General features: G+C 71.5%; 20 protein-coding genes and 4 tRNA genes. 15 read left to right on the top strand and 9 right to left on the bottom strand.

Features of this window, described 5'->3' with window-relative positions; all coding sequences use genetic code 11:
• Positions 1–34: 34 nt before the first annotated feature.
• The 3 genes from rph to ASE25_RS19910 are packed head-to-tail and all read left to right on the top strand — an operon-like array spanning position 35 to position 2,954.
• On the top strand, positions 35–775 hold the full coding sequence (gene rph / locus ASE25_RS19900; RefSeq protein WP_056827136.1) for a ribonuclease PH: 741 nt from the start codon (positions 35–37) through the stop codon (positions 773–775).
• Positions 772–1,392 (top strand): RdgB/HAM1 family non-canonical purine NTP pyrophosphatase, encoded by a 621-nt coding sequence (rdgB, locus tag ASE25_RS19905; RefSeq protein ID WP_056827137.1) that lies wholly within the window; start codon positions 772–774, stop codon positions 1,390–1,392. The genes rph and rdgB overlap by 4 nt, the downstream gene beginning before the upstream one ends.
• Complete coding sequence (locus tag ASE25_RS19910; RefSeq protein WP_056827138.1) at positions 1,389–2,954, top strand: molybdopterin-dependent oxidoreductase; 1,566 nt, start codon at positions 1,389–1,391, stop codon at positions 2,952–2,954. Before rdgB ends, ASE25_RS19910 begins: the two co-directional genes overlap by 4 nt.
• Here ASE25_RS19910 and ASE25_RS19915 read toward each other — a convergent pair.
• Both ASE25_RS19915 and ASE25_RS19920 read right to left on the bottom strand, forming a co-directional pair.
• Positions 2,941–3,348 carry a RidA family protein gene (locus ASE25_RS19915; protein WP_056775837.1) on the bottom strand — a complete coding sequence of 136 codons (408 nt, stop codon included), beginning with the start codon at positions 3,346–3,348 and terminating at the stop codon, positions 2,941–2,943. The two genes, ASE25_RS19910 and ASE25_RS19915, sit on opposite strands and share 14 nt — an antisense overlap.
• Entirely contained in the window at positions 3,345–3,569 is a 225-nt protein-coding gene (locus ASE25_RS19920) for a hypothetical protein (RefSeq protein WP_056827139.1), read from the bottom strand. Before ASE25_RS19920 ends, ASE25_RS19915 begins: the two co-directional genes overlap by 4 nt.
• 100 nt (positions 3,570–3,669) lie before the next feature.
• Between ASE25_RS19920 and ASE25_RS19925 the strand changes: the two genes are divergently transcribed.
• From ASE25_RS19925 to ASE25_RS19940, 4 genes are all read left to right on the top strand, one after another.
• Positions 3,670–3,753, top strand: a tRNA-Leu gene (locus tag ASE25_RS19925).
• Between the two features lie 44 nt (positions 3,754–3,797).
• Positions 3,798–4,292, top strand: coding sequence for a thioredoxin-dependent thiol peroxidase (gene bcp / locus ASE25_RS19930; protein ID WP_369793517.1), 495 nt, complete (start codon positions 3,798–3,800; stop codon positions 4,290–4,292).
• 30 nt (positions 4,293–4,322) lie between these two features.
• Positions 4,323–4,574 carry a DUF3618 domain-containing protein gene (locus tag ASE25_RS19935; RefSeq protein ID WP_056775840.1) on the top strand — a complete coding sequence of 84 codons (252 nt, stop codon included), beginning with the start codon at positions 4,323–4,325 and terminating at the stop codon, positions 4,572–4,574.
• 74 nt (positions 4,575–4,648) lie between these two features.
• The gene (locus ASE25_RS19940) at positions 4,649–4,942 is read left to right on the top strand and encodes a co-chaperone GroES (RefSeq protein WP_056827140.1); all 294 of its coding nucleotides are present in this window, start codon (positions 4,649–4,651) and stop codon (positions 4,940–4,942) included.
• 45 nt (positions 4,943–4,987) lie between these two features.
• Here the strand turns inward: ASE25_RS19940 and ASE25_RS19945 are convergent, their stop codons facing one another.
• Positions 4,988–5,797 (bottom strand): hypothetical protein, encoded by an 810-nt coding sequence (locus ASE25_RS19945; protein WP_056827141.1) that lies wholly within the window; start codon positions 5,795–5,797, stop codon positions 4,988–4,990.
• Between the two features lie 153 nt (positions 5,798–5,950).
• Positions 5,951–6,023 (bottom strand) — tRNA-Lys (locus ASE25_RS19950).
• Positions 6,024–6,464: 441 nt separating this feature from the next.
• Here ASE25_RS19950 and ASE25_RS19955 point away from each other — a divergent pair.
• On the top strand, positions 6,465–6,884 hold the full coding sequence (locus ASE25_RS19955) for a DUF5994 family protein (protein ID WP_235508776.1): 420 nt from the start codon (positions 6,465–6,467) through the stop codon (positions 6,882–6,884).
• A 33-nt stretch (positions 6,885–6,917) separates the two neighbouring features.
• Here ASE25_RS19955 and ASE25_RS19960 read toward each other — a convergent pair whose 3' ends face one another.
• The 3 genes from ASE25_RS19960 to orn all read right to left on the bottom strand — a co-directional run bounded on the left by ASE25_RS19960 (position 6,918) and on the right by orn (position 9,121).
• Positions 6,918–8,090 (bottom strand): glutamate--cysteine ligase, encoded by a 1,173-nt coding sequence (locus ASE25_RS19960; RefSeq protein ID WP_056827142.1) that lies wholly within the window; start codon positions 8,088–8,090, stop codon positions 6,918–6,920.
• 185 nt (positions 8,091–8,275) lie between these two features.
• Positions 8,276–8,351, bottom strand: a tRNA-His gene (locus ASE25_RS19965).
• Positions 8,352–8,497: 146 nt separating this feature from the next.
• A complete protein-coding gene (orn, locus tag ASE25_RS19970) occupies positions 8,498–9,121 on the bottom strand; it encodes an oligoribonuclease (RefSeq protein WP_200959189.1) in 624 nt (207 codons plus the stop codon).
• Between the two features lie 69 nt (positions 9,122–9,190).
• Here orn and ASE25_RS19975 point away from each other — a divergent pair, with 69 nt between their 5' ends.
• From ASE25_RS19975 to ettA, 7 genes are all read left to right on the top strand, one after another.
• Positions 9,191–10,381, top strand: a complete 1,191-nt coding sequence (locus tag ASE25_RS19975; protein ID WP_235508763.1) for a PrsW family intramembrane metalloprotease — start codon at positions 9,191–9,193, stop codon at positions 10,379–10,381.
• 56 nt (positions 10,382–10,437) lie between these two features.
• A tRNA-Arg gene (locus ASE25_RS19980) sits at positions 10,438–10,510 on the top strand.
• Between the two features lie 131 nt (positions 10,511–10,641).
• Positions 10,642–12,351: a SulP family inorganic anion transporter gene (locus ASE25_RS19985; protein WP_056775852.1), complete on the top strand. Its 1,710-nt coding sequence runs from the start codon at positions 10,642–10,644 to the stop codon at positions 12,349–12,351.
• Between the two features lie 214 nt (positions 12,352–12,565).
• Entirely contained in the window at positions 12,566–14,194 is a 1,629-nt protein-coding gene (locus ASE25_RS19990) for a dynamin family protein (protein WP_235508764.1), read from the top strand.
• Complete coding sequence (locus tag ASE25_RS19995; RefSeq protein ID WP_056775855.1) at positions 14,191–15,879, top strand: GTPase; 1,689 nt, start codon at positions 14,191–14,193, stop codon at positions 15,877–15,879. The genes ASE25_RS19990 and ASE25_RS19995 overlap by 4 nt, the downstream gene beginning before the upstream one ends.
• A 155-nt stretch (positions 15,880–16,034) precedes the next feature.
• On the top strand, positions 16,035–16,643 hold the full coding sequence (locus ASE25_RS20000) for a single-stranded DNA-binding protein (RefSeq protein ID WP_056827144.1): 609 nt from the start codon (positions 16,035–16,037) through the stop codon (positions 16,641–16,643).
• 69 nt (positions 16,644–16,712) lie between these two features.
• Positions 16,713–18,395 carry an energy-dependent translational throttle protein EttA gene (ettA, locus tag ASE25_RS20005; RefSeq protein ID WP_056775859.1) on the top strand — a complete coding sequence of 561 codons (1,683 nt, stop codon included), beginning with the start codon at positions 16,713–16,715 and terminating at the stop codon, positions 18,393–18,395.
• Between the two features lie 63 nt (positions 18,396–18,458).
• On the opposite strand, the gene ASE25_RS20010 is transcribed toward ettA, so the two are convergent.
• Together ASE25_RS20010 and ASE25_RS20015 are read right to left on the bottom strand one after the other, a co-directional pair.
• On the bottom strand, positions 18,459–19,499 hold the full coding sequence (locus ASE25_RS20010; RefSeq protein ID WP_056827145.1) for a magnesium transporter CorA family protein: 1,041 nt from the start codon (positions 19,497–19,499) through the stop codon (positions 18,459–18,461).
• A gap of 35 nt (positions 19,500–19,534) precedes the next feature.
• Positions 19,535–20,980 carry a PLP-dependent aminotransferase family protein gene (locus ASE25_RS20015; RefSeq protein ID WP_056775863.1) on the bottom strand — a complete coding sequence of 482 codons (1,446 nt, stop codon included), beginning with the start codon at positions 20,978–20,980 and terminating at the stop codon, positions 19,535–19,537.
• Positions 20,981–20,997 lie beyond the last annotated feature (17 nt).

Genomic DNA, 20,997 nt, shown 5'->3' on the forward strand with positions numbered 1-20,997 from the left:
GGCCTAGCGTGGAGTCATGGCTAGCCTCGTGGGCATGACTGACCGACATGACGGCCGTGCCCCCGACGAGACCCGAGAGGTGCGGATCACCCGCAACTGGCTCGACCACGCGGAGGGCAGCGTCCTCGTCGAGTTCGGGCGCACGCGCGTGCTGTGCGCGGCGTCCTTCACGGAGGGCGTCCCGCGCTGGCTCAAGGGCAAGGGCACCGGATGGGTCACCGCCGAGTACGCCATGCTGCCCCGTGCCACCAACACCCGTTCCGACCGCGAGAGCGTCAAGGGCCGGATCGGCGGCCGCACCCACGAGATCAGCCGCCTCATCGGGCGCAGCCTGCGCGCTGTCATCGACACGAAGGCCCTGGGCGAGAACACCATCGTCCTCGACTGCGACGTGCTGCAGGCCGACGGCGGCACCCGCACCGCCGCCATCACCGGCGCGTACGTCGCCCTGGCCGACGCCGTCGAGCACGCCCGCTCCCAGGGCCTCATCGGCAAGAAGGCCCAGCCGCTGACCGGCTCGGTCGCAGCCGTCTCCGTCGGCATCGTCGAGGGCCGTGCCGTCCTCGACCTCGACTACCCCGAGGACTCGACCGCCGAGACCGACATGAACGTCGTCATGACCGGCGACGGCCGCTTCATCGAGGTCCAGGGCACCGCCGAGGGTGCGCCCTTCGACCGCGACCTGCTCGGCCAGCTGCTCGACCTCGCCACGAAGGGCTGCGCCGACCTCACCGACCGGCAGCACGCTGCCCTGGCCGGGGAGGTCGCCCCGTGACGCAGGTCGTCCTCGCCACGCGCAACGCCCACAAGCTCGAGGAGCTTCGCGAGATCCTCGCCGACGTCAGCGCCGACCTCGGGCTCGAGATCGTCGGTCTCGACGGCTTCCCCGACGCGCCGGACGTCGTCGAGGACGGCGTCACCTTCGAGCAGAACGCCATCCTCAAGGCCGCGTCCGCGGCCCACGTGACGGGCCTGCCCGCCCTCGCCGACGACTCCGGCCTGGCCGTCGACGTGCTCGGCGGCTCGCCCGGCATCTTCAGCGCCCGCTGGTCCGGTGGGGGCGGGGACCGCGCCAACCTCGAGCTGCTCCTCGCACAGCTCGGCGACGTCCGGGACGAGCACCGCGCCGCCGCCTTCGTCTGTGCCGCTGCCATCGTGCTGCCGGACGGACGCTCGGCCGCGGAGCTCGGGCGCTTCCCCGGCACCGTGGGCCGCGAGCCGCGGGGCACCAACGGCTTCGGCTACGACCCGATCTTCGTGCCATCCGACCAGCCGGACGGCAACGAACGCACACTGGCGGAGTACGACGCCGACGAGAAGAACCACGTCTCGCACCGGGCGCTCGCCTTCCGTGCACTCGTGCCACACCTGAAGGAGCACCTGAGGCCATGACCACCACCAGCCCGGCGACCCGTCCCGAGACCGCCCCACAGCAGCCGGCCCGTCCGCTCTGGTGGGGCGCCGTCGACGGGCTGGTGGCCGGGCTGCTCACGGTCGGGCTCGCGACGCTCGCCGCAGCGCTGCTGACGGCCGTCGGCCAGTCCTCGGGCCAGCCGGCACCCATCGCGGCGGTCAGCGGGGCCTTCATCGACCGGACGCCGCCGTGGCTCAAGGACTTCGCCATCGCGACCTTCGGCACCAACGACAAGCGGGCCCTGCTCGTCGGCACCGTCGTCGTGCTCGCCCTCACCTGTGCCGCGGTCGGCGTGCTCGCGAGCCGCCACCTCGTCGCCGGCCTCGTCGTCTTCGCCGTCGTCGGGGTCGTCGGCGCGGCCGCGGTGCTCACCCGTCCGGGCGCCGGCCCGGCAGACGTCCTGCCGACGATCCTCGGCACCGCAGCCGGCATCTGGTTCCTCAGCCGCGCCTCGGCCCCCTCGTCCAGCGTGACGGGCGCTGCCGGTCCCGGCCGACGCTGGGTCATCGGGGGAGCGGTCGGCGCCGTCGCGGCATACGCCGGCAGCTACCTCGGGGGCGACTCGGCGGCCGCCACGGTCTCGCGCGACGCGCTCAAGAGCACGCCGCTCAAGGGCACGAAGCTCGCCATCCCCGCCGGCGCCGAGCTCAAGGTGCCGGGTCTGACGCCGTACATCGTCCCGAACGCCGACTTCTACCGCATCGACACGGCGATCGTCGTGCCGCGCATCGACGCCAACGACTGGAACCTCAAGGTCACCGGCATGGTCGACCGTGAGGTCGAGATCGACTGGAAGACGTTGCAGGGCAAGCAGATGCAAGAGGCGCTGGTCACCCTGACATGCGTCTCCAACGAGGTCGGGGGCGACCTCATCGGCAACGCCGTCTGGACCGGCTGGCCCGTGCGCGAGCTCCTCGCGATGGCCGGCCCCAAGGCCGGTGCCGACATGGTGCTCCAGACGAGCATCGACGGCTTCACCGCCTCGACCCCGCTCGGCGCGCTCACCGACGACCGCAACGCCCTGCTCGCGATCCGGATGAACGGCGAGCCGCTGCCCTTCGAGCACGGCTTTCCCGTGCGTGTCGTCGTGCCGGGCCTCTACGGCTTCGTCTCGGCGACGAAGTGGGTCACCGAGCTCAAGGTGACGACGTATGCCGCCGACGTGGCCTACTGGACGCCGCGTGGCTGGTCGGCGACCGGACCGATCAAGACGGCCTCGCGCATCGACGTCCCCACGGCCGGGGCGAGCGTCAAGGCCGGCACGGTCGCCGTCGCCGGGGTCGCGTGGGCGCAGCACACCGGCATCTCCAAGGTGGAGGTGCAGGTCGACCAGCAGCCCTGGACCGAGGCTCGCCTCGCCGCCGACGCGAGCATCGACACGTGGCGCCAGTGGGTCTACGAGTGGGACGCGACGCCGGGCAGCCACGACATCCGCGTGCGCGCCTACGACGCCAAGGGGCAGGTGCAGTCGCCGCTCGAGGAGCCGCCCGCACCCGACGGCGCCACCGGCATCCACGTCGTCAACGTCAGGGTGGAGTGACGCCGGGGGTCCCTGAGCCGACGACGGCCTCGGCCTCGATCTCGACGAGCAGGTCGGGGTCGATGAGGGCGGTCACCTGGACCATCGTCGAGGCCGGCCGCACGTCGGCGAAGACCTCGCCGTGCGCGCGACCCACCGACTCCCAGTCACGGATGTCGGTGACGAACATCCGGGTCCGCACGACGTCCGCGGGCGAGGCCCCGCACTCGGCGAGCGCCTCGACGACGATCTCGAGCGCGACCTTGGCCTGCGTGTACGCGTCGCCGGGCGCGACGACCCGGCCCTCGCGGATCGCCGTGGTCCCCGCCACGTGCACGGTGTCCCCGACGCGGACGGCCCGCGAGTAGCCGACGACGCCCTCCCACGGACCGCCCGTGCCGATGTTGCGCCTCATGAGCGCAGGCTAGTCCTGACCGGTGAGCGTGCGGGTGGGCTCGACAGGGACGCGGCCGGCAGGAGGAACCAGTGCCGGGCCACGCAGAGGACCCGTGCGTGCTCGACGGGCCCGTCGGTGCTCTCGAGCACCGTGCGCTCCGTCACCTCGGCGAGGGCTCCGCACTCCGGGCACGTCGTCGTGTCGAGCGCGGCCCCGACCGATGCGTTCGTCCTGTCCATGACGCACCTCCTCGTCCGTGGGTCATGGGAGACGGAGCGCGGACGGCGGCTCCTGATACCCGGGCGCCGCCAACTACAGTGGGGGCCGCGCACCCCGCGAGCGGACGTGGTGGAACTGGTAGACACGCAGGATTTAGGTTCCTGTGCCCTAGGTGTGCGGGTTCGAGTCCCGCCGTCCGCACCAGCCGGACCGACCTCGTGTCCGGAACGGGTACGAGCCCGGCAGACATGACGACGAAGGAGCAGATCGTGACCGCACGACTCGAGCCCGGCGAGCAGGCGCCTGCCTTCAGCCTCACCGACGACACCGGCCAGACCGTCAGCCTCGCCGACTTCGCGGGCCGCAAGGTCATCGTCTACTTCTACCCGGCCGCCATGACGCCGGGCTGCACCAAGCAGGCCTGCGACTTCAGCGAGTCGCTGGACTCGCTGAAGAAGGACGGCTACGAGGTGGTCGGCATCTCCAAGGACAAGCCGGCCAAGCTGGCGAAGTTCCGCGAGCGCGACCACCTCACCATCCCGCTGCTCAGCGACGAGGACCTCGCGGTCCACACGGCATACGGCGCCTGGGGTGAGAAGAAGCTCTACGGCAAGACCGTCGAGGGCGTCATCCGGTCGACGTTCGTCGTCGACGAGGAGGGCAAGGTCAGCCATGCGTTCTACAACGTCAAGGCGACCGGCCACGTGGCCAAGCTCCGCCGCGACCTCGGCATCGCCGACTAGAGTCGCAACCGTCCCCCGAAAGGAAGCCAGATGAGCGACACCGCACGGATCGAGCAGGACATCCAGGCCGCCCGCGCGCGCCTCGAGGGCACCGTCAACGAGCTGGCCTACCGCGCCCAGCCGCAGGTCATCGCCCAGCGTCAGGTGCAGGGCCTCAGGCTGCGCCTCGCCGCGGCCACCCACACCGAGGACGGCGAGCTGCGCATCGAGCGCATCGGCGCCGTCGTGGCGGCAGCCGTCGTCGTCGTGGTCGCCGTCGGCCTCCTGCGTCGCCGGCGCTGATCCGGCCGGCCGGCCCACCCACTGCCGTGGCCAGGAAGGATGCTGCCGCAGCGGCGGCCCGACTGCCCGTCCGGATGCTGCACGACCGCGTCCTCGTCTCCCTCGAGAACGAGGGCGAGCGGCGCTCCGGCGGCGGCATCCTCATCCCCGCGACCGCGTCGGTGGGCAAGCGCCTCGCGTGGGGCGAGGTCGTCGCCACCGGCGCCAACGTGCGCCAGGTCGAGCTGGGCGACCGCGTCCTCTTCGACCCGGAGGACCGCGGCGAGGTCGAGCTGCACGGCAGGGACTACGTCCTGCTCCGCGAGCGCGACATTCACGCCGTCGCGGCGCGACGCGTCGAGGACGGCCAGACCGGCCTCTACCTCTGAGGCTCGCTCCGTCGGTCGGGGCATCGGTCGGGCGTCGGTCGGGCGTCAGTCGGGGCGCAGTCCGAGCTTGCGCAGCAGTCCCGGACCGGGCCACACCGGCTTGGTCGGCAGTGGCCACTTCTTCGGGTCCTTCTGGTTGAGCATGACGTACTTGTCGAAGCAGACCTGCTGCGACACCGGTCCGTAGAGGTCGGAGGCCTCGCTCATCCACGCCTTCTGGTGAGAGGCGCGGTAGTCGGCGGGCATCGAGTCCCACAGCGCCTGGTTGAAGCGCCGGACCGAGGGGTTGCGCTTGCCCGGCCGGATCGCCTCGTCGTCGACGGCGCCGCCGCCACCACCGGCCAGCGCGGTCTGGCCCGCGCCCAGCCCGGGGATCGCGGTGCCGGCGAAGTCTGCCGACCAGCCTCGGTAGGTGATGCCCCAGGCCTTCGTGATCACGTCGATGTCGACCTCGCCGACCTTGCCCTTGGCGGGCCAGTCCGTCGAACGGACGCGGCCCGCGCCGACGGACAGGGCGATGTGGCCGTGCTTGCCGCCCGCCCAGTAGACGGGGGCGCCCGCAGGGGCGTCGGTGCCACCGCGGCGCTGCGCCGCGCGTGCCCAGGCGGCGTTGGCGTCGGCCAGCCCGAAGGTGTGCGGAGCGGCGATGCAGTTCCACACGAAGTTGCAGCACATCCCGACGGGAAGGTACGTCGTGAAGGCGCGCGCCTTGCCGACGCTCGCTCCCGGCCCGCGCACCGTGACGCCGCGGTCGCCGCGGCCCGGGGGTGGTGGCTCCTCGGTCCACGGCAGGTCGGGCGTGACCTCCCGCTCGCACTGGTCGCCTCGGTCCAGCTCGTCGTCCCAGCCGCTCATCGCATCTCCCCTCGAGCCGGCGACGCGGTCACCCGCGCCCCGGGTGGAACCTCCATCGTCCAAGGGAGGCGCGGCGCTGTCAGCCTGATACGCGAATCAAGAGGGACAAAGGGAAGACCCCCGTCCGGATCGCTCCGAACGGGGGTCTTGAAGTGCGCCGCCAGGGACTCGAACCCCGAACCCAGTGATTAAGAGTCACTTGCTCTGCCAATTGAGCTAGCGGCGCAACGAGGGGAAACGTTAGCAGCCGTCCCGCGCCGGGACAAAATCGGTCGCTCGGAGGTGTCCCGAGCCCCGCACCAGGACCCTCGCAGCGACCGGGCGACCCGGTGCTGCGGGCGGATTCGCGTGACTACGGGGTCGCGCTCGCCGTCGAGATGAGTGACAGCGCGAGGCTGACGACGATGACACCGATGATGACACCGACCGTGATCCGCTGGGCCTTCTTGTTCCCCATGAGCATGACCCCATTGTGCGGTATGCCGCCGAGGCGCCGGTGCGTCGCCGCGGGCGTACGCTGAAGTGGAGACAGGGTCACCCGGTCAGGGTGCCCCGTCGGCAGCAGAGGCCCGACCCTTGCGCGGCGTCGGTCCTCCAGGGCAGGAAGTGACGAGCGAGCCGCGGCCACCCATCTCGTCATGCTCCCGGAGGAGCCACCGTGAACGCCATGCCCCTGTCCCCGCCCATCGACACCTCCCTACCGAAGGCCGCGGCCGGGCCGCCGCTCGACGAGCTCACGAGTCGCCTCGCCCTGTCGCCCCATCCGGGGATGAGTGCCTCCGACGGCGTGTGGTGGCCGAGGTCGAGCGACCTCCGAGTGGAGGTGCCGCTGCTCGACGTCGCCGTGCACGACCGCACCCGCGCTCGGATCGCACGGTTCGGCTACGAGCGTGCCGGGTGGGAGGACGGACCTCGCACGGTGCGCAGCCCGATCGGGATCACGCACCTCGGCTGGTTCGAGCACAGTCGCTTCCCCGACCACGTCCTGCTGTCACTGAGCAACTACGGCAGGCTCGTCCTCACGGTGCTCCCGCCCGACACTGACGGCGAGACCGCACGCACGGCGATGGCGACGGTCGGGGAGTAGCGGACGCGGTTGCCCGCCGGGCCCCGCCGGACGTCACCGGCCGTCTGACACGAGCATGGCGCGCACGGCGGCCCTCAGGTCGCCGGTGCCGTCGTCCATGACGGCCGCGCGCATCCGCTGGTAGCCCGCGCCGTCGCGCAGGATGTCCTCGATCCCTGCGAGCTCACGCGTGCACGCGAGGCGCCGCGCGGTCGGCTGCAGCTGCTCGAGGAGGTCGTGGACGTCGTCGACGACGTGGACCTCGGTGTTGTCGGCGTCGCGGATGATGATCGCGTCGAGCCCGTAGCGGGCCGCCCGCCACTTGTTCTCCTGCACGTGCCACGGGGGCAGCGGGCGGGCGAGGACGCCCTCGTCGAGCTGGTGCTCGAGGTGGGCGACGAGACAGTGGATGAGGGCGGCGACGGCGGCCACGTCCTGCGGGCGCGAGAAGCCGTCGCAGGCCCGGACCTCGATGGTGCCGAGGCGCAGCGACGGCCGGACGTCCCAGCGCAGCTCGCTCGCGTCGGTGACGACCCCGGTCGTGAAGACGTCGTGGAGGTAGGCGCGGTACTGCGCCCACGTCTCGAACTGGAAGGGCAGGCCGGCTGTCGGCAGCTGCTGGAAGAGCATCGTGCGGTTGCTCGCGTAGCCGGTGTCGGCCCCCGAGCCGTAGGGGGAGGACGCCGACAGCGCCGTGAGGTGCGGGTGGTAGGTCAGCAGGGCGTTGACGAGGGGCCAGACCTTCGCGGCGGATCGGACGCCGACGTGGACGTGGACCCCGAAGATCACCATCTGCCGGCCCCACCACTGGGTGCGGTCGATGAGCGTCGCGTAGCGCTGGCCCTCGGTGACCTCCTGGTCCTCCCACCGGGCGAACGGGTGCGCGCCGCCGCCGTAGAGCAGGACGTCGAGCTCGGAGGCCGCGCGCTGGACGCGCCCCAGTCCGTCGGCGAGGTCCGCGGCTGCCTCCTCGGCGTTCGCGCAGATGCCCGTGACGATCTCGACGGTGTTGCGCAGCAGCTCCTGCGTCACGGTCGACCGCGACTTCGTCGGTCGGGCGTGACCGGTGTCCTCGGGTCCGTTGGCGAGGCCGAGCAGCTCGACAGCGCGCGAGGTGAGGTCGAGCGTGGCCGGGTCGAGCAGACCGATCTCCCACTCGACGCCCAGGGTCTGACCGGCAGACGGTGAGAACCGCGCGTCCACCGACGGCGCGCTCGGGTCGTTCATGGGTCACCTCGGGGTCGTCGGGGAAGCGACCGCAGAGCAGCGTTGCGGGCTGCGGGCCGGTGTGAGCGGCTGGCACGAGCCTATCGGCGCCGGCCTGCCTCAGCCCGGGACCGGTCCGAGATGCAGCACGGCCCGGCTCCCCTCGGGGAGCCGGGCCATGCGTTCGTCCTGACGAGCAGGACCGTTGGGGTGAGTGACGGGACTTGAACCCGCGGCCACCTGGACCACAACCAGGTGCTCTACCAGCTGAGCTACACCCACCATGCACAACACGAGCCGGGCCCGAGGGCTCGGCGCCGTGTCACGGCGTCGACAATGCTACAGGCTCTCGTGAGGTGCTCGTGACCACCCCGTCGACGGCACCGCTGACGGCATACGTCATCGCCCGAAGGGCTGCTCCGGAGCGCTCAGTGCTCGATGACGTGAGGCGACGCGAGCGCCTTGGCGGTGGCGCTGTCGGGGCCGGGCTGCGGCACGAACACCGCCTGGCGGTAGTAGCGCAGCTCGGCGATCGACTCGCGGATGTCGGCGAGCGCCCGGTGCCCGCCGGACTTCTTGGGGGCGTTGAAGTAGACCCGGGGGTACCACCGGCGCGAGAGCTCCTTGATCGAGCTGACGTCGATGATGCGGTAGTGCAGGTAGGACTCGAGCACGGGCATGTCGCGCGACAGGAAGCCGCGGTCGGTCGCGACGGTGTTGCCGCCGAGCGGGGCCTTGCGCGGCTCGGGGACGAAGGTGCGGACGTAGTCGAGGACGATGTGCTCGGCCTCCTTGAGCGTGACCCCGGAGTCGAGCTCGGTGATGAGACCCGAGCTCGTGTGCATGTCGCGGACGAAGTCGTCCATCTGCTCGAGGGCCTCGTCCGGCGGCTTGACGACGACGTCGATGCCGTCGCCGAGCTGGTTGAGCTCGAAGTCCGTGACGAGGGCGGCCACCTCCACGAGGGCGTCGGACTTCAGGGACAGGCCCGTCATCTCGCAGTCGATCCAGATGATCCGGTCGGCGATGGCTCGGTGGTTGGTGTCACTCACCGGACCACCATAGAGGCTGAGGGGGACGAGCCCCGGTCGGCGGCCACAGCGCTGCACTAGCCTGCCCTCATGACCTCAGGGGACGTGACGACACAGGGGACTGGCGCGAGCCCGGGCGGGCAGGAGCAGCAATGGAGCCCGGCGCGCAACCCGACCCGACGGCCGATGCTGCGCACCGCGCTCACCATCGGCGTCGCCGCGTCGGTCTTCCTCGTCTGCCTGCTCATCCTGCTCGGCATCCTCGGCGACCGGCTCACGACCCAGACGATCGTCACGTCGGCGCTCATGGCGATCATCCCGGTGCTCGTCATCGTGCCGACCTTCCTCTGGCTCGACCGCTACGAGGCGGAGCCGGCGCGCTACATCGTCTTCGCCTTCCTCTGGGGGGCGCTCGTCGCCGTCGTCGGTGCCTTCTTCCTCAACACCTTCGGCCTCAAGATGCTCGTCGAGGCGCGCTGGACCGACCCGCTCGAGACGGGTGCCGTCTACCTCGCGCCGGTCACCGAGGAGACGCTCAAGGGCCTCGGCATCCTGCTCATCTACCTGTTCCGTCGGCGCGAGTTCGACGGGATCATCGACGGCATCGTCTACGCCGGGCTCATCGGGGCGGGCTTCGCCTTCAGCGAGAACATCCTCTACCTCGGGCAGGCCTACAACGAGTACGGCGGTGAGGGCCTGACGTCGACCTTCCTCGTCCGTGGGCTCATGGGTCCGTTCGGTCACCCGCTCTTCACGTCGCTGACCGGCATCGGGATCGGCATCGCCGTGTCCGCCCGACGTCCGGCGGTGCGCGTCGTCTCGATCCTCGCCGGGTGGTTCTGCGCCATGCTGCTCCACGGCCTCTGGAACCTCTCGGCGCTCGCGGGGATGGACGGCTTCTTCGCGGCCTACGTCTCCTACCAGGTGCCGCTCTTCCTCGCCTTCATCGGCTTCCTTCTCTGGCTGCGTCGGCGGGAGGGTCGGCTCATCGGGCGCTACCTCTCGCCGTACGCCGACGCCGGCTGGCTCACCCACGCCGAGGTCACGATGCTCTCCCACCTGCGGCTGCGTCGTGCGGCGCGGGCCTGGGCGCGGCAGAACGGCGGTCGCCCTGCGAAGCGGTCGATGGACGCCTTCCAGGACAGCGCGAGCGACCTGGCGCTGCTGCGCTCGCGGCTCGTCCACGGCACCGCCGAGGACGGGGCGTCGGAGCGCGAGTTGGTGCTGCTCGAGGCGATCACGTCGCACCGTCGTGACTTCGTCGGCTCGCCCGTGACCTGAGCCGGCGCGGCGCCTCGCGGTGCCTATCATTGGACCGCGCCCGGATCGGGCGACCCGCCCCTGTAGCTCAGCGGATAGAGCAAGAGCCTTCTAATCTCTTGGTCGCAGGTTCGAGTCCTGCCGGGGGCACTGTGCACCGGCCTGCCGGAATACTCGGCGCGCTCCGTCGTCGGCTGCGATGCTGGAGGCGTCAGCCGGCGTGTGATGGATCGCACCGCCCCCGGTGTCGCCCGCGCGCCTGACGGGAGGGCGGCGCGCTCATGTCGGATCGAGCCTCTGGAGTCAGCAGGATCCCCATCATCGGCTGGCTGCGCTCGTACGACCGCAGCTGGCTCAGGGGAGACCTCATCGCCGGCGTCACCGTCCTCGCGCTCGTCGTCCCGAAGAACCTCGGCTATGCCGGCATCGCAGGGATTCCCGTGCAGAACGGCCTCTACGCGGCAGCCGCCGGGGCGATCCTCTACGCGATCTTCGGCACGAGCCGGCAGATCTCGGTCGGGCCGAGCTCGGGACTCGCGGCCGTCGCGGCGAGCGCCGTCCTCGCGGCCGGCATCGCCGACGAGAAGGCCGTCGCGTCGTTCGTCGCGGGGATCACCCTCGCGTCCGGGGTCCTCTACCTGCTCGTCGCGGTGCTGAAGATGGGGTGGATCGCCCAGTTCCTCTCCCGTGCCGTCGTCACCGGATTCCTCTTCGGGGCCGCGATCGACGTCGTCATCGGCGAGTTGCCCAAGCTCACCGGCACGAAGGTGTCGGGGAGCAACCCGCTCCAGGAGCTGCGGTCGTGGTTCACGACGCTCGGCGACGCGCACGGCACGACGGTGCTGGTGGGCGTCCTCTCGCTGGCAGTCGTCTTCGGTCTGCGCGTCGTCGCGCCGAAGGTGCCGGGTGCGCTCGTGCTGGTGGTCGGCGGTCTGCTCGCCTCGTGGCTGTTAGGTCTGGGTGACCACGGCGTCGCCCTCGTCGGAGACGTGCCGAGAGGTCTGCCCACCCTCGTGCTGCCCGACATGCAGCTGATGTGGGACCACGTCGGAGTCGGGGCCGTGGCGGCCTTCGCCCTGGTGCTCATCGGCTTCTCCCAGACCGCCGGCGACGCGCGCGCCTTCGCCGCCAAGCACCGCTACCAGATCGACATCGACCAGGAGTCGGTCGCGCAGGGGTTCGCCAACGCCGGTTCGGGCGTCCTGCAGGGGATGCCCGTCTCGACCAGCCTGTCGGCGAGCTCGCTCAACGACCACTCCGGCGCCAAGTCGGGGCTGGCCTCGCTCACCACGGGATTCGCGGTCCTCCTGACGCTGCTGCTCCTGGCGCCGCTCTTCTCCGACCTGCCCAAGCCGGTGCTGGCCGCCATCATCATCGAGGCCGTCGTCATGGGGATGATGGATCTCCCGGAGATGCGACGCCTCTTCCGTGTCAAGCGTTTCGACTTCGCGGTGGCCGTCGCGGCGCTGCTCGGCGCGCTCGTCTTCGGCGTGCTGGCCGGCGTCATCATCGGGGTGGCGCTGTCGATCTTCTGGCTCATCAAGGTCTCCACCCGACCGCACATCCCGACGCTCGCACGCGAGCCGGGCACGGACGTCTACCGCGACCTCGCCGACCACCCCGACGGTGAGACGGTCCCCGGCATCGTGGTGATCCGGATGGACGGAGGGCTGTTCTTCGCCACGTCCGACGCCCTCGAGGACCGCGTCCGTGAGGTCATCCACGAGGACCCGGCTGTCAAGGGGATCGTCCTGGACTGCGGCGGCATCGACTACGTCGACTCCCAGGGGTCGGCCAAGCTGGCCGACGTGCTCGACCTGGCCGAGGACTCCGGGGTCGTCCTGCGGCTGGCCAGGCTCAAGGCTTCGGTGCGGTCGACGCTCGAGCTCGACGGCGTCATGGAACGGCTCGGTGCCGACCACCTCCACGGCAACGTCGCCCGTGCCGTGGCGGCCGAGCGCCGGGAACGGGCTGGTCGGCCGGACGAGTGAGCGGCCGGACGCCCGTGTCCACCGGGCGGATCCGGTGCCCGCGTGGCACTCTCAGGTCACGACTCGGGGTATGTCGTAGAGGCGCGCCGCCTTTCAGTTTGGTTGTGCCAGTGCGACACGGAAGGATACGGGCGTGGCAGGTGATTCAGGGGTGGGCAATGCCCGTCTCCTCGCGAGCGTTCAGGCACTTCGGTCTGCCGTCTCCGACGCCTCCATGCCCCTCGACCTCTCGTCGGCCCCGGCTGCGCGCCTGGCGCGCACCCGTCTGCTCGACCAGCTCGACGACTACGTCATCCCGCGCCTGACCTCGCTCGACGCCCCGCTCCTCGCCGTCGTCGGCGGGTCGACCGGCGCCGGCAAGTCGACGCTCGTCAACTCCGTCGTCGGGCGCGAGGTGACCCTGCCCGGCGTCCTGCGGCCGACGACCCGCTCGCCGGTGCTCATCCACCACCCCTCCGACGCCGCGTGGTTCTCGGGTCCGCGCATCCTGCCGACCCTGGCCCGCATCACCGGTCGTCACTCGTCGTCGGACGGCCCGGGCGCGGTGCGCCTCGTCTCGACGGACGAGGTCGCCGCCGGGCTGGCCCTGCTCGACGCGCCCGACATCGACAGCGTCGTCGAGGCCAACCGTGACCTGGCGACGCAGCTGCTCGCGGCCGCCGATCTCTGGGTCTTCGTCACGACGGCCGCCCGCTACGCCGACGCCGTCCCGTGGGAGCTGCTGCGCGAGGCCTTCGAACGCGGCACCGCCGTCGCCGTCGTCCTCGACCGCGTGCCCGCCGGCGCCGTCGACGAGATCCGCACGCACTTCGCGTCGATGCTGCGCGAGCAGGGGCTCGACCAGGCGCCGATCTTCACGGTCGTCGAGTCCGAGCTGGTCGACGGCCTGCTGCCTGCCGACCAGACCGAACGACTGCGGGGCTGGCTCGCGGCTCTCGCCGGTGATGCGCAGGCTCGCGCCGACGTCGTGCGCCAGACCCTCCAGGGGGCGCTGGTCTCGCTCGACACCCGCACCCAGTCGCTCGTGGCCGCCTCCGAGGACCAGACCGCGGCGGGCCGGGCGCTCGTCGACGCGGCCGCAGCGGCCTACGACGAGGCCAGGGCGCAGGTCCACGCGGGCATGCTCGACGGCACGCTGCTGCGCGGCGAGGTGCTCGCCCGTTGGCAGGAGTTCGTCGGCACCGGAGAGTTCTTCCGGCAGGTCGAGTCGACCGTCTCGAGGGTGCGCGACCGGTTCACGTCGTTCCTCAAGGGAGAGCCGGCCCGGGCCGACCACCTCGGCGAGGCGCTCCAGTCCGGTGTGGAGTCCCTCGTGGTCAACCGCGCCGAGCTCGCGGCGGGCGCCATCTCGCGTTCGTGGCGCACCCTGCCCGGCGGCGACCAGCTGCTCACCGCCGACCCGGCCCTCGCGCGCTCGGGCACCGACCTCGACAAGCGGATCCAGCGCCTCGTCCGCGACTGGCAGGGCGACATCCTCCAGATGGTCCGCGACGAGGGTCGCGACCGCCGCACGACGGCCCGGATCATGGCCTACGGCGTCAACGGTCTCGGCGTGGTCCTCATGCTCGTGACCTTCGCGAGCACGGCTGGGATCACGGGCGCCGAGGTCGGCATCGCGGGCGGCACGGCCGTCGTCGGCCAGAAGCTGCTCGAGGCCGTCTTCGGCGACCAGGCCGTCCGAGAGCTCGCGCGCCAGGCCCGCGAGCAGCTGACCGCGCGCGTCGACGTGCTGTATGCCGCCGAGCTCGCCCGCTACGAAGGAGCTGTCACGACGTTGCACGTCGACACCGACCAGACCGAGCACCTGACCGCGGCCGCTGCAGCGGTCAAGGCTGCGCGATGAGCCCGATCAGGATGGGCCGCGCCCGGGTGGCGACGGTCTCGGCGGCTGAGCTGGGCACGCGCACGACCGAGCTGTCGATGGCGCTCGTGTCGGGTGCCGACGAGCTCGACCCCTCGGGCGTCGAGGTCGCGCGACGGGTCGTCGACCGGGCCGTCGAGCGTTCCGGCATCGCCGGTGACCACACGGTGGTCGCCCTCGCCGGGGCGACGGGCAGCGGCAAGTCCTCGCTCTTCAACGCCCTCGTCGGCGCCGACGTCGCCACGATCGGTGCCCGTCGCCCGACGACGTCCCGCCCGACGGCCGGCCTCTGGGGCGACGCCGACGCGTCCGAGCTGCTCGAGTGGCTGGGGGTGGCCTCCCGTCACGTCGTCGAGTCGTCGGCCGGTGCGGGGGACAGGCCCGTCCAGGTCGCCGGTTCCCTCGACGGGCTCGTGCTCCTCGACCTGCCGGACTTCGACTCCCGCGAGCTCGAGCACCGTCGTGAGGCCGAGCGCGTGCTCGAGCTCGTCGACGTCTTCGTCTGGGTGACCGACCCACAGAAGTACGCCGACGCCCGCCTGCACGACGAGTTCGTGAGCCTCCTGTCGCACCACGACGCCGTCACCCTCGGCGTGCTCAACCAGGCCGACCGTCTGACCGCCGAGGGTGTCAAGGTCCTCACCCAGGACCTCACGAAGCTCCTCGTGGCCGACGGAGTCGCCGACGCCAAGGTGCTCGCGACGTCCGCCCTGACCGGCCAGGGGATTCCCGAGCTCAAGCAGCGACTGGCGAATGCCGTTGCCGGACATGCCGCTTCGCGTCAGCGCCTCAAGGCCGATGTCGTCGGTGCCGCGACGAAGCTGCGTCCCGGGGTCGCCGACTCCGAGGCGGACGTGGGCCGTGTCCCGCGCGAGGCCCTCGACACCTCGCTGGCTCGCGCAGCGGGTGTCCCCATCGTCCTCGACGCCGTCGCGCGCGACTACCGTCGCGAGGCGTTCGCGCACACCGGCTGGCTCTTCGCCCGATGGACGAAGGGCTTCGCCTCGGACCCGCTCCGTCGTCTCCGTCTCGACCGCACCGGCGGACGGCCGCCGATCCCCGTCGAGATCGACGGCGCCGACGTGCGTGCCGTGCTCGGCCGGTCGTCGATCCCGGCCCCGACCGTGTCGACCGCCTCTGCCGTCGACCTGGCCACGCGCAGCTTCGTGCGCGACGCGTCCGAGGGGCTGCCGGTCCGCTGGGCCCAGGCCGTCGAGGACGCCGTCGACGGCGGCGACGGCGCGCTGAGCGACTCGCTCGACCGTGCTGTCATCGGCACCTCCCTTCGCGCGCGCCGGCCGGTCTGGTGGTTCGTCGTCAACATCCTCCAGTGGGTGCTGGGTCTCGTCGCCCTGGCCGGGCTCATCTGGTACGCCGTGCTGTGGGGCTTCGCGCTGCTGCAGCTCCCGCGCCCCGAGACCCCCGCCGTCGGCATCCTGCCGCTCCCGCTCGTCATGCTCGTCGTCGGCGTGCTGATCGGTGTCGGGCTCGGGATCCTGTCCCGGTGGTGGGCGCGCGTCGGGGCTCGGCACCGGCGGACCGTCGTCGGCAAGCGGCTGACCGAGTCCGTGGCGGCCGTGGCCGACGAGCACATCCTCATCCCCGTCGACGAGGTCCTCCTGCGTCACCGCGAGACCCGCGAGCACCTCGAGGCCGCAGCCGGCTGACGCGCCCCCGGGCGCAGGGGGCGCTGTCCACATCCCCTCGGCCCGGAGTCCTGGTGTCCACAGGCGGCTGACGCCCGCTGTCGCCCGGGCCCGTCGCGTCCGAGGGTGGGTGCAGGCGGCGCGAGGCCGCCCCTGGAACCCTCCGAGGAGCAGCGATGAACGAGACCCGCATCACCGTGCACGGCAACGTCGTGACCGAGCCCGTCGAGCGACACGGCCGCAACGGCAGCATCTTCACGACCTTCCGCGTCGCCACGACGCCCTACCGCCGCACTGCCGACGGTCGCTTCGTCGACGGGGACACGAGCTTCTACAGCGTCATCGCGTTCAACGCGCTCGCGGCCAATGCGGCCTCGGCGCTGCGCAAGGGCCAGCCGGTCATCGTCGAGGGCAACCTGTCGATCAAGCAGTACGTCGGCAACGACGGCCAGCCGCGCACCTCGCCCGAGATCGACGCCGACCACGTCGGTCACGACCTGTCGTGGGGACGCGCGAGCTTCGAGCGCGTCAGCCGCGCGGCCGCGCTCGGCCAGGACCGCACGGCTGACCCCGACGTCCAGGCGTCCGTGCGCGCCCTGACCGAGGGCGAGTCGGCCGTCGCCGACCAGCGCCCCGCCCACGTCGACGCGGACGGGGTCGTCGACGACGACTACGACCCCGGCGCGGCCCCGGCCGACGGGGCGCGCGACGACGCCGGCGGGGTGCTCGCCACCGGTGATCCCGAGACCGACGACTACGAGGTCGTCGAGCGGCTCACGGCCTGACGCCGACGAGGGTCCGCGAGCGCGGACACCGATTCGGTGCCGCGCTCGCTGACAGATAGCCTTCTGCGCATGGCCGAGTACATCTACACCATGACCCGTGCGCGCAAGGCACACAACGAGAAGGTCATCCTCGATGACGTCTCGATGTCCTTCTACCCCGGCGCGAAGATCGGCATGGTCGGCCCCAACGGCGCCGGCAAGTCGACGATCCTCAAGATCATGGCCGGACTCGACCAGCCGAGCAACGGCGAGGCGCGTCTGGCCCCCGGGGCGACCGTCGGCATCCTCCTGCAGGAGCCGCCCCTCAACGAGGACAAGACGGTCCTCGGCAACGTCGAGGAGGGCGCCGGCGAGATCAAGGCGAAGCTCGACCGCTACAACGAGATCTCGGCCGAGATGGCCGACCCCGACGCCGACTACGACGCGCTGCTCACCGAGATGGGCAAGCTGCAGGAGGACATCGACCACGCCGACGCGTGGGACCTCGACAGCCAGCTCGAGCAGGCGATGGACGCCCTGCGCTGCCCGCCGCCGGACTCGCCCGTCACCAACCTCTCCGGAGGTGAGCGCCGCCGCGTCGCCCTGTGCAAGCTGCTCCTGCAGAAGCCCGACCTGCTGCTGCTCGACGAGCCCACCAACCACCTCGACGCCGAGTCGGTCCTCTGGCTCGAGCAGCACCTCGAGGGCTACCCCGGCGCCGTCATCGCGGTCACCCACGACCGCTACTTCCTCGACAACGTCGCCCAGTGGATCGCCGAGGTCGACCGCGGTCGCCTCTACCCCTATGAGGGCAACTACTCGACCTACCTCGAGAAGAAGTCCGAGCGACTGACGATCCAGGGCAAGAAGGACGCCAAGCTGGCCAAGCGGCTCAAGACCGAGCTCGAGTGGGTCCGCAGCAACGCCAAGGGTCGTCAGGTCAAGAGCAAGGCACGTCTGGCCCGTTACGAGGAGATGGCGGCCGAGGCCGAGCGCACCCGCAAGCTCGACTTCGAGGAGCTCCAGATCCCGCCGGGCCCGCGCCTCGGCTCGACGGTCATCGAGGTGAAGAACCTCAAGAAGGGCTTCGGCGAGCGCGTCCTCATCGACAACCTCTCCTTCTCCCTCCCGCGCAACGGCATCGTCGGCGTCATCGGCCCCAACGGCGTCGGCAAGTCGACCCTCTTCAAGACGATCGTCGGCTTCGAGGAGCCGGACGGTGGCGAGGTCAGGATCGGCGAGACCGTCAAGATCTCCTACGTCGACCAGGGCCGCGAGGGTCTCGACCCGAAGAAGAACCTCTGGGAGATCGTGTCCGACGGCCTCGACCACATGAAGGTCGGCAACGTCGAGATCCCCTCACGGGCCTACGTGTCGCAGTTCGGCTTCAAGGGCCCCGACCAGCAGAAGCTCTCGGGCGTCCTCTCCGGTGGTGAGCGCAACCGTCTCAACCTCGCGCTCACGCTCAAGCAGGGCGGCAACCTGCTGCTCCTCGACGAGCCGACCAACGACCTCGACGTCGAGACCCTCGGCTCCCTCGAGAACGCGCTGCTCGAGTTCTCCGGCTGCGCCGTCGTCATCACCCACGACCGGTGGTTCCTCGACCGCGTCGCGACGCACATCCTCGCCTACGAGGGCACCGAGGAGAACCCCGCCAGCTGGTACTGGTTCGAGGGCAACTTCGAGTCCTACGAGGCCAACAAGGTCGAGCGCCTCGGTCCGGAGGCCGCCCGTCCGCACCGCGTCACCTACCGCAAGCTGACGCGCGACTGACCGCGAGCGAGGGCGACGCCGTCGACGAGAGGGCCGGGATGCACGCATCCCGGCCCTCTCGCGTCAGATCCAGCCCTTGCGCCGGAAGACGCCGTAGAGCGTGACGGCCACGCCGGCGATGACGGCCGCGCTGAAGAGGACGCCCCAGGGTCGACCGAAACCGGGGTAGGGCACGTTCTGGCCGAACCATCCCGTCACGGCGGTCGGGACGGCGATGATCGCGGCCCAGCCGGTGAGCTTCTTCATCACCGTGTTGAGCCGGGCGTCCTGCAGCGACAGGTTGGTCTCGAAGATCGTCGTCACCATGTCGCGCAGCGACTCGGTCCACTCGGCGGCCCGGAGGACGTGGTCGTAGAGGTCGTCGTAGAAGCCGTCGAGCTCGGTGTGCCGCTGGTCGAGCTCACCCCGGTGACGCAGCACCGCGTTGACGACGTCGCGCATCGGCAGCACGACACGTCGCAGCTCGACGAGCTCCTTGCGCAGCCGGTAGGTGCGCACCTGGACGGCGTGCGTGCGGCCGCTCTCGTCGAAGAGGAGGTCCTCGAGGTCCTCGATCGCGTCGTCGAGCTGCTGGATCGCCTCGAAGTGCCCGTCGACGACGGTGTCGAGCAGCCCGTGCACGAGTGCTCCGACGCCGAGCGCGAGCAGCTCGGGGTCGTCGTTCCACCGGTCGAGCACCTGCTGCATGTCGACCTCGTCGCTGCCGCGGACGGTGATGATGCCGCCCGGGAACACGAACGCCGAGATCCGTGCCGTGCGCAGGCGGGACTCCGGCCCCAGGGGCTCAGGACCGTTGGCGCCCGTCGAGGTGCCGCCGGGCTCGAGCCGGGTGGCATAGACGGTGAGGAAGGTGTGTTTGGCGTGCCGGGTCGCCTTCGGTCGCTCGCCGGCGGAGACGGCGTCCTCGACGGCGTGGGGGTCGAGCCCGAGCTCCGCGGACAGGGCGCGCAGGCCGGCGTGGTCCGGCTCGCACAGGTCGACCCAGATGAGCGAGTCCTCGCGACCCAGCAGCTCGGACACGTCCTCGAGCGGGAAGCCCTCGTCGACGACCTTGCCGTGCTCCCACCGGCAGGAGGTGATGCGCCCGGTTCCGTCGTTGCTCACCGGGCCAGTCTCGCAGCCCCGAGGCGCTGGCACGGTCAGGCGATGAGGGGCGTGACCTCGCGAGTCGTGGGGCGTTCGCCGAGCGCGAGCTGCCAGGCGGTGGCGAGCCGTCGGCCGACCTCGTCGGCCTCGTCGGGTGCCACGCAGAAGGGCACCCGGACCCAGCGGGTGAAACCGCCCTCGACCCCGAACTGTCCACCGCGGGCCAGCCGGACGCCGGCGGACTCGGCGACCCGAGCGAGCTCGTCGCCCCTGGCCTCCGGCAGCTCGCACCAGAGGTTGAGGCCGCCCGAGGGCACCGTGAGGCGCCAGTCGGGGACGTGCTGGCGCAGGGCCGTGACGAGGGCGTCGCGCCGGGATCGCGCCTCGCGCCGGCGCTCGGTCAGCAGGGACTCACCCTGCCGCAGCAGGTCGGTGACGACGAGCTGCTCGAGGATCGCCGTGCCGAGGTCGAGGCTGTGGCGGGCCTCGATGACGGCCTCGGCACCACCGCGGGGTGCTCGCACCCAGCCGACGCGCAGGCCGCCCCACCACGTCTTGCCGGCGCTGCCGAGGGTGTGGGCGGCGGGGGAGGAGGCCGCGAAGGGCGCCGCTCGTGCCGCGCCGTCCGGGTCGTCGAGGCCGAGCTCGACGAACGTCTCGTCGATGACCGGGACGGTGTTCGCCCGGGCCAGCACGCCGGCCAGCGCCTGTCGCGTGGGCGCATCCATGACGAGTCCGGTCGGGTTCTGGTGGTCGGGGATGAGGTATGCCGCCCGAGCACCGCTCTGACGCAGCCCGACCTCGATCGCCTCGACGTCCCACCCCGTCGCCGTCAGCTGCGCGGGCACTGCGCGGTATGCCGAACGCCGCACCCCCACGATGGCGTTCGGGTAGGTGGGGCTCTCGACGAGGACCCGGTCACCGGTGTCCAGCTGGGAGCGGAGCACGGCCGACAGTCCGCCGTGCGCACCGGAGGTGATGACGACCTGGTCGGGGGAGGTTGACAGCCCCCGGCCCTCGAACCAGGCGGCCACCGCGGCGCGTGTCTCCGGCAGCCCGCGTGGGTCGTAGCCTGCGGTCGCGAGGAAGCGCGGCAGCTCGAGAAGGGCCCGCTCGTAGGCCGCGGTGACACCGGCGGCGGCCGGGAGGGCGGCATACGTGAGGTCGATGACGTCCGGCGGCACGTCGGTGGGGATGAGGCCGGCCTGCGAAAGCGCGAGGCCCGAGGGCCCGGCCGGGAGGCAGACGACGCTTCCCGAGCCGCGCCGCGTCGCGACGAACCCCTCGTCGCGCAGGGCGTCGAGGGCCGCACCGACGGTCGTGCGGCTCAGGCCCAGCTCGGTCGTCAGCGTGCGTTCGCTCGGCAGCCGCGTCCCGACGAGGAGCCGTCCGTCGGAGACGAGCCGGCGGATGCCGTCGGCGAGGCCGCGATAGGCCGGCCGGGGGAGAGGACCGGACCCGAGAAGCAGGGCCAGTGACCGGGCCGAGATGGTGCGCACCGGTCCACTGTCCCACG

Source organism: Terrabacter sp. Root85 (assembly GCF_001429185.1).
In the GTDB taxonomy this organism is placed as follows: Bacteria; Actinomycetota; Actinomycetes; order Actinomycetales; family Dermatophilaceae; genus Terrabacter.